Here is a 15,792-nt window from a genome sequence, read left to right as displayed (position 1 = left end):
GTCAGCCAGAGGGCAGCGACCAATTGGCGACGAGTGAAGAAATACGCGTTGGCGGGGTGTTGCGAGAAGAGAAATCCGCCTGCAGGAACAGGCTGCCAGGGCTGAGCTGCGTGGGGATGGACAAGGTGATCTGAGCCCCGGCCTGAATCCGGATATCGCCTGAGCTGATCAGTTCGGGGAACACCTGTATCGGTGCAAACTGCGTGGTTTCGGCAAACGCCAGCAAGGTGTCGCCGGCGTAGAAGCCAAACTGCGCGATATTCGCCACGGCGCTGCGAACCGTGGTCAACGTGCTCAGCTCGCTGGTCAGCTGCGCACGATACTCGCCAACCACCGGGTCGGCCGTTGCCGGCCAACTGTACAGCATCCCCCTCAGCGGGTAGCTGGCCTGGCCGTCGGTTGCCACCACGTCCGCGTTCACCGAGGCGTAGCCACGGGTGTCTTGCAGGTTCAGGGTGATTAGGCCTTTGGCGGTACACGCTGCCAAGGCGATATCCAACGCCAGCTTCGGCTCGGTGAGGCACAAGAGCTGCCTGGCCAATTGCGTACCCGACAATGAGGCGATTACCACTGCCTGCCCGCGGGAGGCATCGGCCTGGACGCTGAGCCGCAACGGGCCGATATCGATCGGCACAGGTGGGATATCGGCGAATTTCCCGAGTACTTCCTCGGCCCCCAGCGACTTGCCCACAACGGCCACCAGCGGCAGCGCCAACGGCGAGGCTCTGGCAACGCCAGGGCCGGGGGTATCGGGCGACGACGGAGGGGTGAGCATGCACGTGGCTCCCTGGCCTTGAAGCAGAATCCTGCATTGTGTTTCTCCCTGTCATCCTTGATTCCCTGGGGCCAACACTGCTTGCCGCGAGGAACGACGTGGATCATGTTCATGCCGCTGCGCAAGGTGCTCTCTCCGGAGCGAGTTGTGCGCAGCACATGCACCTGATGCTCCGCAGGTCCATGAGGCCGGTGCCGCGGGCGATCAGGCGGCATGCATCCGCCCAATCAGGGCCATCGAGGCGGTGATTAGGCAGTTCTGCGCATCAGGAGCTCAGTGGCCAGGAGGCTACAGTCGCGTTGAAAGGTATGCCTGCTGGGTTATTGGGGGTTACCAACGTCAGGCTTGCGGTAATGCCGCCCGGTTGTATGGTGGTCGGAATCTGCAGGTTGAATGTGCCACCTTTCTTGATGGTCAAGCTTCCCAGGATGATGTCGGACGGCAGGGTCGCAGTCGGTTCGGCTTGTGTCAGGGTTGCACTCCACACCATCCAGCTGCCGTTCCAGATTGCGACAGTCGCGTACTGGCGGGCATCTCCACTTACCGTGGTGACGATGGAAACGGTGGAAGACAGGACATAGGAGATGACCAGAGGTGCCGCAGCAAAGCTGGAGGGCGCATAGTTTTCATCCAACTTAAATAAAGTCATTGCAGTTACCTTTGCGTTCGATTGGCAAGTGGTGGGTTAAGGATGCCCCCGAGGCTTACCGCGCTGATCGACTTGCAAATGGGTGGAGAATCCGCCCTCGCCGACATCCTTATCTTACGAGGGGTGATCCTCGAATGCTGAGCCTAGCCACGGTTTGAAAATCCACAAGGGGGGGGAAACAAAATTAATTGAACCTTTTTCCGGGCCAGGCACAGGGGCCGAAAATCTCCGTTCTTGACGGGCCTGCAATGAGGAGGGAATCAGTAATGCGTGGTCGGGAAATGGCCATTCACTGGGGCGATCGCAGCGGGCCCCTGAACGCCGAGCCGAAGGTCTGAATCAGGGTACATAGCCAAACAGGCTCACCTCTGGAAAACCAGATCGCCGCATACAGTTCACTGTTTCGCCGTCCACGGCCTTCCGTGTAATTACCGGCCTTGATCTGAGGCTGGATTGACTTCCAGAGTTTCACTGCCGAGCACCGGACTTGCTCTTTTTGCAAGAGTCTGTTGCAGACATGTGATCGTCCTGTCAGGAAGTTTCAGGCAGGCCATGCCGGGAACGGACAGTATGTGTAATAGGTTCTCTATGAGGCGGGAGGGGGAAGGCGAAGGAACCGCTGGCACGTCCGGGCCTATTGCCACAAACGTCAGGCCTTCCGGGACTTCTCTCTGACCCGTATCAAGTATTGCAAATACGGTGGGCAAGATCGGGAGCGAGCTGATGAGGACTATGCGTGGAACACCATCGTGGATGTCGTTCTCGTCCCACACCCTGGCCTTAGCTCGGCGCAGCGCCAACTGATTGAGGCCGACTTCCTGATGGAACAGGGTGAGATGCATGTCGAATGCCGTCGAGCTCTGCTTTTGTACCTGCTATTCCAGCTTAACCTGAATGACGATCAGGCCGGCCAGAAGCCCGAAGTCATCCAGCTCGCCCTCAAAAACAGGGACGAGATCAGGGCACTATGAATCGCCCCTAGTTTCGTAGACACCTCCAAGCCTTAAAATGAGGCCCATTAGGAGGTGCCATGAGCAACCAGCGATATCCCGAAGAATTCAAAATCCAGGCGGTCAAACAAGTGACCGAAAAGAAGCTTCCTGTCTCGGAGGTGGCTGCACGATTGGGTGTGTCCGTGCACAGCCTCTATGCCTGGGTTAAGCGCTACACCAAGCCCCAGGAACAGCGCGTTGAGGAGGATGATCAGAGCGCTGAGGTTCGTCGTCTACGGGCCGAGCTGAAACGGGTGACGGAGGAGCGAGACATCTTAAAAAAGGCCGCCGCGTACTTTGCCAAGGAGTGCGGCTGAAGTACGCCTTTATTAAGCAGCAAGCGGGTCATTACGCGATTCGACGGCTTTGCCTGACGCTCAAGGTTCATCCCAGCGGCTACTACGCGTGGCTATCAGAACCAAAATCTGCGCGAGCCAAGGACGATCAGCGACTGCTTGGACTGATCAAACACTCCTGGTTGGAAAGCGGTGGTGTTTATGGCTATCGCAAGATCCATGATGACCTGCGAGAGGTTGGTGAGAGCTGTGGCCGTCACCGGGTAGCTAGGTTGATGCGCCTTGAAGGTTTACGTTCTCAGACTGGGTATCGACGGAGGCCGGGAAAATATGGCGGTAAACCAGCCGTTGCCTCACCGAACTTACTGAAGCGCCAATTCGATGTCAGAGAACCCAACAAAGTCTGGGTCACAGACATTACCTACATCCGAACATATGAAGGCTGGCTGTATTTGGCCGTGGTGCTCGATCTGTTTTCACGCCAGATCATTGGTTGGTCAATGAAGTCGCAGATGACCAGCGACGTAGCCATTGATGCACTGCTGATGGCGGTTTGGAGACGTAAGCCGAAGCAAGAGGTGATGATCCACTCGGATCAAGGCAGTCAGTACAGCAGCTCAGACTGGCGAAGCTTCTTGAAAGCTAACAACCTGGTAGCCAGCATGAGTCGTCGAGGTAACTGCCACGACAACGCTGTGGCGGAGAGCTTTTTCCAGCTGCTAAAGCGGGAGCGGATCAAGCGTAAAATCTACACTACACGCCAGGATGCTCGGGATGATGTGTTCGATTACATCGAGATGTTTTACAACCCAAAACGACGCCACAGTTTCAACAATCAGCTGTCACCGGTAGAGTTTGAAAAGCGTTACGCAGCGAGCCTGGAGAGTGTCTAGGAAACCTGGGGCGATTCACTACATCCTTCATTCCACGCCCTTCAGAGCTCGGCTCACCTCCCACACCCCTGACTCAGCTCCCGTGTATTTTGATCCACTATGAACAACAATCGATGAACGATCGCGCTAATTACGAGAACATTTATTCAGCAATCTCGGGCCTGTGAGCTACTTATGAACATCCGACATCGCCCACTTGTTAAATCACGTATCTGGGTCTGGGTTCGTCCCAATGGCGAGTTCGCTTCGTGGCCTCGTCCTGCGAGTTGCTTAACCAATCACCACCCTACTTTGCCAGCGGCATGATCGCTGCTCCGTTTGGCGATGAACAAGCCCCGATCCCGGCATTGACTCAACCGGGATCGGTGAATGCTCAACCTTCGAACTGGTGATAAACCTTGGCGATGACCTTCCAGGCGCCGTCGATTTTGATCAGGGTCAGGTAGTCGTTGTAGTCGGCACCGATCGCATCATTTTCCATATCGACACGCACCACGGCTGTCGTGGGCGTGATTGCCAGTATGTCGAGCCGAGTCGTAATTTCCGGGGCGCTGCCGTTCTTCTGGACGAAATCAAACAGATTTCTGATCGGGCCGCCAAGCAGCTCGCCATTTGTATAACCGTACATCACGGCGTCTTTATGGAACGCCTGAGCAACGCCTTCTGCACTGCCCACGCGCAGACCTTCAACATACTGATTGGCAGTAGCGATGACAGCGTCGTACTCGGAAGTCGGTACTGCCTTGATGTTCTTCGACATGGTTTTCTCCTTTCATCAGGGCGACGTAAAACACACCTCGCCAAAAGCGCTCAAATGCTCAAGCGCTCGGATGGGTGTGGTAAATCTTGCTGACGATCGTCCACTTGCCTTCTACCTTCAGCAGGTTGAAGAAGTCAGTGAAACGAAATCCCGAAACGTTGTCGGTATCGACCCTGGCACTGGCGGCAGTGCCCACAATGTCGATACGAACGATCGCGGCTTTGGCTTCGGGAGATGGGCGGAAAGAGTTGTCGATGACGTCGTACAGATTCTGGATCGCACCGCCGACGAGTTTGTCGCCGTCGACGCCAAACATGGTGGCCTGCTCGTTGAACGCGGGCTTTATCAAAGCGCTGTCAGCCTTGGCACCACCTTCGTTGTACTGACTCAGAACAGCAACGATCGCGTTGTATTCCTGGACGTAAGTAGGATTGCTCATGATGTACTCCTGGTTGCATGTGCCGGTGACCCTTTTGGCCAATCGGACACGGAAAACTCAAACGACAATTACCAATCCTGGCGTGTCGGCGAGATGATCAGATCGTTGACGGTGACATTTTCCGGTTGGTCGAGGGCGTAGATCACAGCCCGGGCAATATCATCAGGCGCAATGGCAATCCTGTTCAGCGCTTGGGCAGCCTTACGCCCTTCAGGATCGCTGAGCTTGTCCGCCCAGCCGGTATTGATCACGCCCGGGCTGACGGTGTTGACGCGAATGCCATGCTGCACGCCCAACTCCTTTCGCATGGATTCAGTCATGGCCTGGACGAAAAACTTGGTTGCGCTGTAAACACCCGCCGCGAGGCCGACCTGGTGACCTGCAACGGAGTCCATGTTGAGAATCTGCCCGGATTTCTGTTCAAGCATGAATGGCAACACAGCAGCAATAGTGTTGAGGTAGCCCTTGATGTTCACATCGATCATTTTTTCCCAATCCTGCACGGCCAGATCGACCCAGTTGGAAAAGAGCATCAGGCCGGCGTTGTTGACCAGGATGTCCACTGCGCCATAGGTGTTTTGTGCAAACTTCGCGAGTGCTCTGGTTTGATCCAGATGGGTAACGTCTGTGGTGAAAGCGACCACCTCGCTCCCGGCCTCACGCAGCTCGGCAACAAACGCTTCCAACCCGTGCTGATCGACTGCTGCTGCCACGACGCGAGCGCCCTGTGCGGCCAATGCGCGGGTGGTGGCAGCACCAATGCCGGAAGATGCGCCAGTGACGATGGCGACCTTGTTTTGCAGATAACTCATATTCAAGGACCTCTTGTACGGCGAAATATTTTCGCGACCGAGCCTCCCCGCGCCGAACTGGCGCAGAGGAAATCTCTATTTAGTTGGAGTTGGCCGCAGGCCAATCGATGTAGCCCTTGGCGCCTCCGCCGTAGTAACTCTCGCGCGGGGCTATGGTCAGCTCGACACCTCGATGCAGGCGCTCTACCAGGTCGGGGTTGGCAATGAACAATCGACCAAATGCCACGGCATCAATCCGCCCTTGCGCCCTGCGCTTCAGGGCCATTTCCAGGTCATAGTTGTTGTTACCAATGTACGACCCCTCGAACTGCGCACTCAGAGCATCCAGATCCACTCCCTCGGGCACGGTACGAGAGGTGGCGGTGGCGCCTTCAACGAAATGCAGATAGGCCAGGTTGAATCTGTTCAACTGCTGAATGAGGTGACCGTAGGTCGCCATGACGTTGCTGTCTGGAGGCGTGTTACCGGCATCAGGCGTGACTGGTGAAAGGCGGATGCCGACCCGCTCACTGCCCCAAATTGCCACCACGGCTTCGGTGACTTCAAGTGTCAGTCGTGTCCGATTCTCGATGGAGCCGCCGTACTGGTCAGTCCGCTGGTTGGTGGAATCACGCAGGAACTGGTCGAGCAGATAGCTGTTGGCCGAATGGACTTCCACACCGTCGAAACCGGCTCGCTTGGCATTTTCTGCCGCATGCCTGTACTGCTCGATGATTCCCGGTATCTCTGAAGTGTCAAGCGCCCGAGGCATGGACACTTCGACCATGCCATTGTTGGTATAGGTGGTACCTTCGGCCTTGATTGCCGAGGGCGCGACTGGCGCTTCGCCGTTGGGCTGCAACTCGACGCTGGAGAAGCGACCTACGTGCCACAGTTGACTGACGATCTTGCCCCCTGCCGCGTGTACTGCGTCGGTGACTTTTTTCCAGCCTGCCACCTGCTCTTGCGACCAGATACCCGGCGTCATGGCATAGCCACGCCCCTGAGCTGAAATGTTCGTGGCCTCGGCGATGATCAGGCCTGCGCTGGCACGCTGGGCGTAGTAAGTCGCATGCATGTCATTCGGCACGCCGTCGTCGGCCATTCGGCTGCGCGTCACGGGGGCCATTACAATTCGGTTAGCCAGTTGCAGCGCGCCCATATTCATGGGCGAAAAAAGGTCGGTGTCTGCAGCAATATCAGTCATGAAAATTCCAGTTAAGTAGACCGGTCGTCTAGTAAATATCTTAAAAAAAACGCCCCTATGCCAGCAGGCGCTCACTCGTCATTAATGCCGTGTCAAAGGCAGCTGTTGTATTGCGCACTTTCACCAGCAGTGATGCCCCCAACCACAATTGATACAGCGACTCAGCTAGTGTTTCTGCGTCTTGGGTCGAAGTGATTGAGCCATCCGCCATTCCTTGCTCAACACACCGCTTGATTCTCTGGATGATCAGCGCGGTGCCCTCCTCCAATACGCCGCGCATGTCTTCCGACAGGTCGCACACTTCGGCGCCGAGTTTCACCACCAGGCATTTCTCCTCGGGATGATCGAACGCCTGCGTCTTCGCCCAATAGCGCAAATAACCAAGGAGCCGCTCGGCGCCCGTCCCTTGCGCGGCCATAACAACGTCTACCCGCCCGATGTACTCCTGAAAGTATTCTTCCAACAGTGCCTGGCCGAATTCCTCTTTGGAGCGGAAGTAGTGATAAAACGACCCTTTGGGTACACCCGCCGCCTTCAGCACTTCCATAAGACCGACAGCGGTGTAGCCCTTGTGAGTCATCAATGACTTCGCTACATCAATGATGTGTTGTCGCATGTCTTGAGTAGGTTTTTTCATAGTGGGCAAAGCCTAAACAAAACTAGACCGGTCGTCTAGCGCCCTGTTGAGTATCTGACGAACGACTAGACGCTAGCGACTGGATGAGCCCGCTCGGGTTCCAGTTTGACCATTTCCCACTTGGCGATCACCAAAGAATACGTTTCATGTCTAGCCTTCTTGTTGGAATGAAAGGTCTGCGTCTATTCGCAGTTGCTAGAGTCATGAGCTTCCAGCTCACTTGAGATCAAATGGCACAACTCGGTTGTGCCATGGGTGTTGTTACTTGGCGAAGAGCTGGCTCATATCCTTGAAAGCCTTGAACTCAAGAGCGTTGCCGCACGGATCAAACAAAAACATGGTGGCTTGCTCGCCCACCTGGCCTTTGAAACGAATGTACGGTTCGATCACGAACTCGGTACCGAACGACTTCAGTCGTTCGGCCAGTGCCTCCCACTGCTCCCAACCTAAAATGATGCCGAAGTGCGGAACTGGAACGTCGTGCCCGTCGACCGGGTTGCTGTGAACGCTTTCCTGGGTCGCGGTTTTTGGATGTTCGTGAATCACCAGTTGGTGGCCATAAAAATCGAAATCTACCCACTGCGCGCTTGAGCGCCCTTCTTCAAGTCCAAAAACCTCACCGTAAAAGGTGCGAGCTGCAGCCAGGTCGTAAACGGGGATTGCGAGGTGGAATGGTGAGAGGCTCATCAGAACTCCAAATATTTTTTGTTGGTTGGCGAATATTTCCACCGTCATTGGCTCTCAGGATTCAGCCGTTGCCGGGGATGGGAAACATCGTAGGACGGCAAACCAAACATTAAAATCAATATATATTTCTTATAAACACAATTAATATTTGTGAATGATCAAAGAACTGAAGACACTCATTGCTGTGGCGCGGGAAGGCACTTTCGCCGCTGCCGGCAACAAGATCGGCCTGACTCAGGCCGCTGTGAGCGCGCAGATCCAGCGCCTGGAAGCCGAGCTCGGGTTCGAGATTTTCGACAGGAAAGGACGCTCGGCCCATCTCAACAAAATGGGGCACCAGATACTTCTGCAGGCGCAAGAGCTGCTGAGGCTTTATGACAATTTGGGCTCTACAACGCTGGGCAAGCCTCCCAGCGTGCTGGTCAACATCGGTGCTATCGCGTCCGTGCAGCGCTCCTATTTGCCAGATGCGCTGGCAAAGTTTCACCAACAGTGTCCGCAGTGCCGCACACGTGTCATCCCGGGCCTTTCAATGGAGCTGGTGAACCTCGTCGACGCCGGCGAGATCGACATGGCCGTGATCATTCGCCCGCCCTTCTCCCTTCAAAGTGACCTGCGCTGGACAACGTTGGCGCTGGAGCCCTACCGACTGATCGTGCCCCGTGACCTGGAGGGAGAAGACTGGTCGGAACTGCTGTCCAGCCAGCCATTCATTCGCTATGACCGATCATCCTTCGGCGGCAGACAGGTGGATCGTTTCCTGCGGCAGATGCATTTCACCTTGCAGGAGGTTTGCGAACTGGATGAACTGGAGGCCATCATCAAGCTGGTTGAAAAAGGTGTAGGCATAGCGCTGGTGCCGCAGACAGAACTCCATCAGGAATGGCCCGCAGGGGTCCGAGCGATCGATTTGGGACAACACACCTTTCACCGGGATATCGGGCTGGTACATCGGTCTCGACAGAGTTTTACCGAGCCTGTGCGAATTTTGGCTCAGCTTATAAGTGATCAGGTATTAGCCGTTTCTACATAACAGCCTCCAGGCAAAAAGGGCCCTTAGGGGCCCTTTTGTAGCCAAACCGAAATCATTTGGAGTGATCAAAATACAAAACTGTGCCCCAACTCTCCTTCCATCCACTCCAGAAATCGCCTGACTCTAGGAAAGCTGGAGTGCGCCTTTGGAAACACCAAATGGTGGGCGGCTACTGGAGAGCTCAATGCTTGTGGCGCGACTTCAACCAAGGCACCGCTGGCCAGATATGAGCGACTCATCAGGCTCCAAAGCGGCCGTCAGGCCGATAATCTGATAGCCCGAATCGGCATAGCTAAACGGCATCTTTTCCGCAGATCGATCCGCGCACCCGTGTCCAGCACCAGCGGCTGTTGAAGCAGTACCTGTTCTGGTGTGTCACCCGATACATCCCGCGCGCTCGTCAGAGCTGAACGAGCTGTGACCATGTTTGCCATCGCTCAACTTTTATACCTTCTTGACGTAACAAGGCCTGAATACTTCCTCTTTATTGCATCTAAATTACACTTGTCAAAACTATTAAAGAATACTATTCAGCTGGTCAAAGTTTTTTTCAAAAAAATCCTTGTAAACACTTTCAGTAGGTATGAAAGCAATAATGCTTTCCTTTGCCCGTGTAAGCCCTGTGTATATTATCTCGGCAGAATCTTTGTCACAGACAAGAAGAACAATAAGCGGGGATTCATATCCCTTGAAGCTATGAATAGTGGATAGCTTCGTAACGCCACTATTGAGGTTGAATCCGACTTTTTTTGAGTTACCAAGAGCCTTTGCAGATTTATTAAATTTCGGATGCTGCATCATTTCTAGAGTGGCGAATGTCGTGAGCGTGCGCTGCCTATGCCCTTCCCCATTACGGAGATGATAGTCCAAATTTTGAAGCACGCTTTCCCTTGAACACACTATTGTCAGGTCATTTGGATGTAAGCCTTCTTTTTTTGTTAGATCTACAATCATTTTTGCACATTTATCCAACTCATCCTCATGATAAGAAGAATAGGCGTTAACTCCTAGCATCGACAGAGACGGCTGGTAAGACTCGTCCATATCCAAGTTATAGTTTTCCAGGAGGTGGGTCGCCTGAAAAAGAGCAGCAACCTTCATGACATGGCTATCTTGTTTGAATCGGAAGCTTTTGGTTAGCTTTTCCCACCGTCCAAAGCCATCGATCAACTTAGATCGTCTTTCGGAATCAATAGCCCTCGAGTAAATGTTTTGCTTTTCATCCCCGAACAATACCATTTCGCCATCTGGGTTTAAAAAATTATCCCTTATTATTTTTAGCCATTCTGGTTTATAGTCTTGAACTTCATCTACCAAAATCGTGTCGTATCGGTAAATATTCTCGATACTTTGAAAGATATTTTCATTTGAAAAATATCGCTTTTCTAGCTCATCCCACGACAAATCTTTAAAATCAATCTGAACACCATAATTGTTAAACGCAGAACTCATAAATCCATGATAGTGCGCAATCTCAAAATTGGCCCAAGAAAAATCGTCACGAACTTCGCTGATTTTTCCTTTAATATACATCCGCAAAGTTATATTGAAGGTCAAAATCAAAACAGCACCTTCATGGCGTTTGTGCGCGTTCACCGCACGTTTTGCCAATACAGTAGTTTTTCCAGATCCAGCCACACCGCAAATTTTAGCTCTGGCTCCCAGTGAGCTTTCACATAGCCTTGATTGTAGCTTGCTGTATTGCAGTTCTTTCCCCTCATTCGCATAGTGATAAGGGGGGAACAACAAACGATAAAATTCTTTATACACAGTTTCGTAAAAACTTATGCCACGTAAATTTTTGCTAAACGAAATTTTCTGTAGATTATCTCTAGTCACTGACAATAGCGTCAAATCCCGAACAAGCTTTTTCTTCTTGTTCTCCAGGTACTCTCGTTTCTTATCATAGCTTTCGTGTAATATTTTTTCTGACTTGAAATTACTCTCATTCTCTCTAAGCTGTTGATTTAGGTTTTCGATAGCCGGGCTATAAAAACCCTCAAGCTCCTTTTTATCAACACAGTGAAAATAAACACTCACCTTGACAATGTTAAAAAATCTTTCATCCCTTATGTGCTTTTCTAAAAGCCCGTTAATGTGAACGTCAAAAAATGTTTTCTTGTATGCAAAGGCCTGTGCGAAAGGGGATTTAATTATTTGTCCGTTGCTCTTCAAACTCCAAACGTTATCTGAAGACACTCTATATCGCTGAAGATCCCAATCTTTAACCTCGAGCACCACAACGCCCAACTCCTTATTGAGCAATACTATGTCTGGCCTGTCGCCATTGAAGCAAGGTTGAAAAAAAATATTTGTATTTCCGTCGAACATTAGACTGAGAGCTTCGAGCAAGTTCAACTCTCCAGGCGTAGGTGATTGTCTAGACTTTTTAATCTGATCAATATTAGGGATTATATTCGCCACAGCCTTAATTCCTTTGAACATGCTCAATGCGAACACTAGCACAAAGCCATATTTCACACAATGAATGCGCCATCCGATTAGAATCCAAGTCTACGATGACATTAAATGGACTACCCCCGCCGCCATAGACAATTTCCAGCCTGATAATGTGGCGCTTTCAAAGGGCTCAAGGCTAACGCCGCCGAATAAGCACTCGGTGTTTGGGTTTGCGGCGCCAAACCGCAATCAGCAAGGCATACAACGCCAACTCCTCGGCTAAGTCGGTTTCATTGACCAGCCAACTACGTTGCGCGCATAGGTAAGCCGTATGCCTGCAGAGAGCATAGCTACCGAACTTACCCAATCAAGGTAGTGTTATTAAAGCGCCGCCGTATAAGTATTGATGTGGGTTTTATTGCAGTTGGTCCGCAACCCCCAACAGCAGGCATACGCTCGGGCTTTTTCGACGCCATTAGAATAAAAAACGATGACTGGCTCCCCTGTCCGGGCTCCCCGTCGAGTGAGGCGTGCTCGCGCAGTGAACGCAGTCCCGTTTCCGGTGGTGATATAGGGTGTTGCTGGTGCTGCGCTGACACGATTGTACGCGTCCGTAAAAGTCAGCGGGTTGTTTACTGTACCTGCATGAGCACCGATGTTTGGTTTGACAGTCATATCGATAGTCTCCATTAAAAAGCAACTAAATAGCGTAAATAAGATCGTCCTGCGTCCAGTAACCCAAGGGGATCAGACATTTCCAGCTTCTGGCTCTTCCTGCACATCAATCCTCAATGGGGATCCTTCGCCCGTTGGTTGGTGATGCCGAACGGAATATGTACGGATGGAGCGACGGCACTTGCAGCCTTCAGATGTCCTGACTGGTCATCGAAAAAAATATGCGGTTTTAGTATTCCGAGAACTCGGCCTTTTTCGATGCCTCCGAGGAAGAAAGCATCATTTGCCATTACGCCCCAACTCTTGAGTGTATTCATCGCGCGTTCGTGTGACGGAGCATTTCGAGCGGTTACGATCGATACGCGAATCCTGTTTTGATAGTCAGGGTTCAGTTTCTTGTGCTCTTCCTCCACCGACTGAATCTTCGACATACGCACCATGAATTCTTTTAACGGGCCGGGATGATGCGGCTCCATTACGTTTTTCACTTCATGGGCATGGAACTTGGTCAAGCCATCTGACTGCATGACTGTCTCGGACTCATCGTCGGCCAGGACACCATCAAAGTCGAATGCGATTCGCAAAGTTTTGTCGTCTTCGTCGTCATTGAATTGTGAGTCGAGAACCTGGCCAGCTGGATGACCAGCCATAATGGCTGCCTCGACGTCGGATTTATTTCCAGACAGGAAGAGCGCGATGTTTAAGGCGGGAATGTATTCATAGGGCGACTTGCCCTGCATGAAAATAGCCCGGGTCATAGGAAGCCCGTAATACTCGATAGTCTTCATCACCCGTAGCCCAGTATCCGGGTCGTTTCGAGACAGCAGCACTACCTCAACTAATGGATCGGATGGATTTGCACTAAGATCGTTCAGGGATAATAGCCGTTTGATGAACGGATATGCGATGCCCTTGGGCAAGGGGCATTTGAGATTCTGCTCTTGAAACTTTCGGTACTCCTCTTCTCCCTGACTTTTGAAAACTGCATCCGATTCACGCAAATCAAAGACGGCACTGGACGCGACTCCGATTACAAGACGATTGTCCAATTCATAGGCCATTTAACTTTCTCTTGTTTGTTTAGTGACGTCAGCAAACGAAACGCTCAGCAGCCATCGACTGACTGCGAGTCTAGGGTCATTGGCACATGGGAGAGACAGCATTTGCTACACATTACATAATCTTAGTTGGTTGCTGTCATGGTGCCCGGTGCTGGCCCTTCGCTAAATGTATAGTTAATCACCACGTCGTTACGGATAAGCACGTCAAGCGTCTTCTGGGTGCCTCTAGTCGTCACCTTCATTGTCACTATGTAGCTCTGAGCGTGTGCTGACCCGTTGGTGTAGGTGTAGATCCACTTCTCGTCAGTCTCACTGACAGCACTCTTAGCGTAGGGCTCACCGAAGAGCGACTTCAGTTCGGCTGTCGTTGTCATGCCCTTAGTGATGCTGGCCACATTGGTTGACGAAAAGTCCCGGCCTGCGGTGTAGTGTGACGTGGCACAACCACCTAGCACAAAGCACATACCCATTACAGCGATGAGCTGTTTCATAGTCATCCTTGATTAAAGAGGTTCCGGAAGCTTAAAGGCAAGCAAGGCAAAAAGCCATCACGGCTGCAGCCTTTGCCCACGTGGCGGCTATGCGCGCTGAGCTGGTTAAGTGCAAGTGGCATACGCAGTCGCCAAGGCCGAAAGCCTTGACGGATAGATACCCGCAAGGCTCAAGAGAGTAGGCGCGTCTGCAAGACTTTTTCGAAAGTTGCTCCATCGCAGGCACTCTACGTTCAAGCGAACGTGCAATTAGACGCCGCTCATGTCGGCACACTCACGAACCGGACTTAACCGGGCATCCTGATGCTTCACCCAGTTTTTTTGCAGGTCATTTCCTTGGCGCCGTAGCCCCAGGTTACAAGCGCTTCACCCTGGTGTTCCCAAAAACTCTCATTACGGCCCTGGTAATGTGCGCCGCTGCCCGAAGGCACGGCCAGCATCAATGATTGCTGATTCTTGTAGGTCGCGTTGATGGACGGCGGGTCCGTCTGGAAGAAAGTCGCTACGACACTGCCATCACTGGCGCAATCAAACTTCACCGGGCCTGTGGAGGGAATCAGGCCATAGGCTGTCTGGATTTCGACGATACGCAGGGTGTAGCTGTCGCGCAGGCAGGTCTGCTTGTCGTCGGCTTTCCAGCACTCGTCACGGCCCTTGATCCAGCCACGTTGCTCGGCTTTGAGGGTTTTGGCCGCGTTTGCGGCCTTCTTCACGGCCGTGTCATAGACACCGGCCAGCTTGCGGTCCAGGGTCGACAGCTGTTCACTCTGGCAAATCAGCGTCTCGGCAGCGCTGGACATCCCGGGGCTGCACTTGAACGAAGGTTCAGTCCTGGCCTGGGCGGCGCTGGCGAACCCTGCAGCCAGCAATGCGAGGGGCAAGAAGGCTACTGAGGGATTGAAAGACATTTTGGTGCTCCTGATGATTCAAAACTTGATAAAACCAATGCAGCTCTTCAGGCCAATGGCAGCGCCCGGCATTCACCGGATAATGCACTGGCGGGAGCAACCATGGGAGTTTGCCCTATTCGTCCGCTAAATTGAGTGAAGCACCTTCAAGCGTCTTCCAGAGGTTACGCATGGTGGGGTTCTGGTTGCTGATTGAGCAGCAGGAACGTATTTCCAGTCGTGTGCTCCATTCATCACCCCCCGCTTTCACCAACTGTCCTCGCTGCAGTTGATCGATGACCGCGCTTTGGGGCAGCCACGCTACTCCGTAACCCTCGACGGCCATGCGCATCAGCAGCATCGTCATATCCGCCTCGTAGCACCGCTCCAACCTGCATGCTGTGGGGCCATTCTTTATGACGATCTCGGCCACACGCCCGAGAAAAGTCGTGGCCGTGTAGGCGAGATGAGGAACGGGTTTACTGGAGCTGCCCGGCAAGGGATACAGCGCATTTCCCCGGCGGTCAGGTGCGCACACCGGAATAAACGCGTCATGCCCCAGGGTCAGACTGCCGAATTTTTCCGAATCGAGAACAATGGGCGCCAGGGGGTGGTGATAGACGAGCATCAGGTCGCAACTCCCCTCCTCCAGAGCTATGACGGCGTCGTGGATGTTGGCGGCAACGACCCGCACATTGAATTGCTCGTTGTGCTGCTGAAATTGCTTCAGCCATTTGGGCAGGAATGTCATCGACAGGCTGTGGCCGGCAGTGACCTGGATGGATCGCCCCGGCATCCGCTCTACCTCGCGCAGGCTGGAGCGCAACCTCATCAGCCCCGCCAATGCCTCGCGGCTCTCTTCACTGAATGCACGCCCGGCAGGCGTGAGCTGGACCGGATAGGTGCCGCGATCCACCAGCTCTGCACCCACCCATTCTTCAAGTGACTTTATACGCCGCGACAAAGCCGACTGGGTCACACAGCGAACCTCAGCCGCCCGAGAAAAGTTCTTCCACTCTGCGACCGCCAGAAGATCATCCAGCCATTTGATTTGCATAGCCTCACCCCATGCTGCGAACAGCCAGTGTATAGCGCCCCGGCAGTGCCCAGGCAGCTCCT

At 53.1% G+C, this 15,792-nt stretch carries 16 protein-coding genes and 3 pseudogenes; 4 read left to right on the top strand and 15 right to left on the bottom strand.

All coding sequences use genetic code 11. The features are described 5' to 3' along the window. Position 1 precedes the first annotated feature (1 nt). Both JQ848_RS12020 and JQ848_RS12015 read right to left on the bottom strand, forming a co-directional pair. Positions 2–775, bottom strand: a complete 774-nt coding sequence (locus JQ848_RS12020) for a hypothetical protein (protein WP_010657011.1) — start codon at positions 773–775, stop codon at positions 2–4. A 265-nt stretch (positions 776–1,040) separates the two neighbouring features. Further along, positions 1,041–1,424 (bottom strand): hypothetical protein, encoded by a 384-nt coding sequence (locus JQ848_RS12015; RefSeq protein ID WP_010657010.1) that lies wholly within the window; start codon positions 1,422–1,424, stop codon positions 1,041–1,043. A 620-nt stretch (positions 1,425–2,044) separates the two neighbouring features. On the opposite strand from JQ848_RS12015, the pseudogene JQ848_RS23075 reads away from it, so the two are divergent. The 3 genes and pseudogenes from JQ848_RS23075 to JQ848_RS12005 all read left to right on the top strand — a co-directional run. Beyond that, a pseudogene (locus JQ848_RS23075) lies at positions 2,045–2,098 on the top strand (hypothetical protein); the annotation flags it as partial. Positions 2,099–2,173: 75 nt separating this feature from the next. Continuing rightward, entirely contained in the window at positions 2,174–2,395 is a 222-nt protein-coding gene (locus JQ848_RS22745; protein WP_235972463.1) for a hypothetical protein, read from the top strand. Between the two features lie 59 nt (positions 2,396–2,454). Further along, positions 2,455–3,605 (top strand): IS3 family transposase gene (locus JQ848_RS12005; RefSeq protein WP_088500423.1). Its coding sequence is split into 2 segments (ribosomal slippage): positions 2,455–2,689 and positions 2,689–3,605, totalling 1,152 coding nucleotides; the frame shifts between segments, so codons are not numbered across the junction. Positions 3,606–3,978: 373 nt separating this feature from the next. Here JQ848_RS12005 and JQ848_RS12000 read toward each other — a convergent pair. From JQ848_RS12000 to JQ848_RS11975, 6 genes are all read right to left on the bottom strand, one after another. After that, positions 3,979–4,365 (bottom strand): nuclear transport factor 2 family protein, encoded by a 387-nt coding sequence (locus JQ848_RS12000; RefSeq protein ID WP_003445627.1) that lies wholly within the window; start codon positions 4,363–4,365, stop codon positions 3,979–3,981. A 58-nt stretch (positions 4,366–4,423) separates the two neighbouring features. Next, positions 4,424–4,804, bottom strand: a complete 381-nt coding sequence (locus JQ848_RS11995; protein WP_202210743.1) for a nuclear transport factor 2 family protein — start codon at positions 4,802–4,804, stop codon at positions 4,424–4,426. Positions 4,805–4,872: 68 nt separating this feature from the next. After that, entirely contained in the window at positions 4,873–5,616 is a 744-nt protein-coding gene (locus tag JQ848_RS11990) for an SDR family oxidoreductase (protein WP_202210742.1), read from the bottom strand. A gap of 79 nt (positions 5,617–5,695) precedes the next feature. Beyond that, positions 5,696–6,802 (bottom strand): alkene reductase, encoded by a 1,107-nt coding sequence (locus JQ848_RS11985; RefSeq protein WP_202210741.1) that lies wholly within the window; start codon positions 6,800–6,802, stop codon positions 5,696–5,698. Positions 6,803–6,857: 55 nt separating this feature from the next. Continuing rightward, on the bottom strand, positions 6,858–7,439 hold the full coding sequence (locus tag JQ848_RS11980; RefSeq protein WP_003445622.1) for a TetR/AcrR family transcriptional regulator: 582 nt from the start codon (positions 7,437–7,439) through the stop codon (positions 6,858–6,860). Positions 7,440–7,700: 261 nt separating this feature from the next. Then, entirely contained in the window at positions 7,701–8,126 is a 426-nt protein-coding gene (locus JQ848_RS11975; RefSeq protein WP_202211288.1) for a VOC family protein, read from the bottom strand. Between the two features lie 154 nt (positions 8,127–8,280). Between JQ848_RS11975 and JQ848_RS11970 the strand changes: the two genes are divergently transcribed. Further along, on the top strand, positions 8,281–9,159 hold the full coding sequence (locus JQ848_RS11970; RefSeq protein ID WP_202210740.1) for a LysR family transcriptional regulator: 879 nt from the start codon (positions 8,281–8,283) through the stop codon (positions 9,157–9,159). Between the two features lie 65 nt (positions 9,160–9,224). Here the strand turns inward: JQ848_RS11970 and JQ848_RS22740 are convergent. The 7 genes and pseudogenes from JQ848_RS22740 to JQ848_RS11945 form a co-directional block, all read right to left on the bottom strand. Continuing rightward, positions 9,225–9,392 (bottom strand): annotated as a pseudogene (locus tag JQ848_RS22740) (LysR substrate-binding domain-containing protein); the annotation flags it as partial. Positions 9,393–9,675: 283 nt separating this feature from the next. Continuing rightward, positions 9,676–11,583 (bottom strand): nuclease-related domain-containing DEAD/DEAH box helicase, encoded by a 1,908-nt coding sequence (locus JQ848_RS11965; RefSeq protein WP_202210739.1) that lies wholly within the window; start codon positions 11,581–11,583, stop codon positions 9,676–9,678. A 184-nt stretch (positions 11,584–11,767) separates the two neighbouring features. After that, positions 11,768–11,880 (bottom strand): annotated as a pseudogene (locus tag JQ848_RS22975) (IS3 family transposase); the annotation flags it as partial. A 467-nt stretch (positions 11,881–12,347) separates the two neighbouring features. Next, entirely contained in the window at positions 12,348–13,295 is a 948-nt protein-coding gene (locus JQ848_RS11960) for a 5'-nucleotidase (protein WP_003445611.1), read from the bottom strand. Positions 13,296–13,417: 122 nt separating this feature from the next. Then, positions 13,418–13,786 (bottom strand): hypothetical protein, encoded by a 369-nt coding sequence (locus JQ848_RS11955; protein ID WP_003445609.1) that lies wholly within the window; start codon positions 13,784–13,786, stop codon positions 13,418–13,420. A gap of 308 nt (positions 13,787–14,094) precedes the next feature. Then, entirely contained in the window at positions 14,095–14,694 is a 600-nt protein-coding gene (locus JQ848_RS11950) for an MliC family protein (protein WP_202210738.1), read from the bottom strand. A gap of 115 nt (positions 14,695–14,809) precedes the next feature. Then, on the bottom strand, positions 14,810–15,730 hold the full coding sequence (locus tag JQ848_RS11945) for a LysR substrate-binding domain-containing protein (protein ID WP_010656484.1): 921 nt from the start codon (positions 15,728–15,730) through the stop codon (positions 14,810–14,812). Between the last annotated feature and the right edge of the window lie 62 nt (positions 15,731–15,792).

Source organism: Pseudomonas paraversuta (assembly GCF_904067025.1).
In the GTDB taxonomy this organism is placed as follows: domain Bacteria; phylum Pseudomonadota; class Gammaproteobacteria; order Pseudomonadales; family Pseudomonadaceae; genus Aquipseudomonas; species Aquipseudomonas paraversuta.
This window is presented reverse-complemented; position numbering and strand designations above follow the sequence as displayed.

Coding starts and splice junctions, on each gene's coding strand:
- JQ848_RS11955 (WP_003445609.1), bottom strand. CDS start 13,786: ATGAAACAGCTCATCGCTGTAATGGGTATGTGCTTTGTGCTAGGTGGT.
- JQ848_RS11975 (WP_202211288.1), bottom strand. CDS start 8,126: ATGAGCCTCTCACCATTCCACCTCGCAATCCCCGTTTACGACCTGGCT.
- JQ848_RS11985 (WP_202210741.1), bottom strand. CDS start 6,802: ATGACTGATATTGCTGCAGACACCGACCTTTTTTCGCCCATGAATATG.
- JQ848_RS11995 (WP_202210743.1), bottom strand. CDS start 4,804: ATGAGCAATCCTACTTACGTCCAGGAATACAACGCGATCGTTGCTGTT.
- JQ848_RS11970 (WP_202210740.1), top strand. CDS start 8,281: ATGATCAAAGAACTGAAGACACTCATTGCTGTGGCGCGGGAAGGCACT.
- JQ848_RS11950 (WP_202210738.1), bottom strand. CDS start 14,694: ATGTCTTTCAATCCCTCAGTAGCCTTCTTGCCCCTCGCATTGCTGGCT.
- JQ848_RS11980 (WP_003445622.1), bottom strand. CDS start 7,439: ATGAAAAAACCTACTCAAGACATGCGACAACACATCATTGATGTAGCG.
- JQ848_RS11945 (WP_010656484.1), bottom strand. CDS start 15,730: ATGCAAATCAAATGGCTGGATGATCTTCTGGCGGTCGCAGAGTGGAAG.
- JQ848_RS12015 (WP_010657010.1), bottom strand. CDS start 1,424: ATGACTTTATTTAAGTTGGATGAAAACTATGCGCCCTCCAGCTTTGCT.
- JQ848_RS11990 (WP_202210742.1), bottom strand. CDS start 5,616: ATGAGTTATCTGCAAAACAAGGTCGCCATCGTCACTGGCGCATCTTCC.
- JQ848_RS11960 (WP_003445611.1), bottom strand. CDS start 13,295: ATGGCCTATGAATTGGACAATCGTCTTGTAATCGGAGTCGCGTCCAGT.
- JQ848_RS12000 (WP_003445627.1), bottom strand. CDS start 4,365: ATGTCGAAGAACATCAAGGCAGTACCGACTTCCGAGTACGACGCTGTC.
- JQ848_RS12020 (WP_010657011.1), bottom strand. CDS start 775: ATGCTCACCCCTCCGTCGTCGCCCGATACCCCCGGCCCTGGCGTTGCC.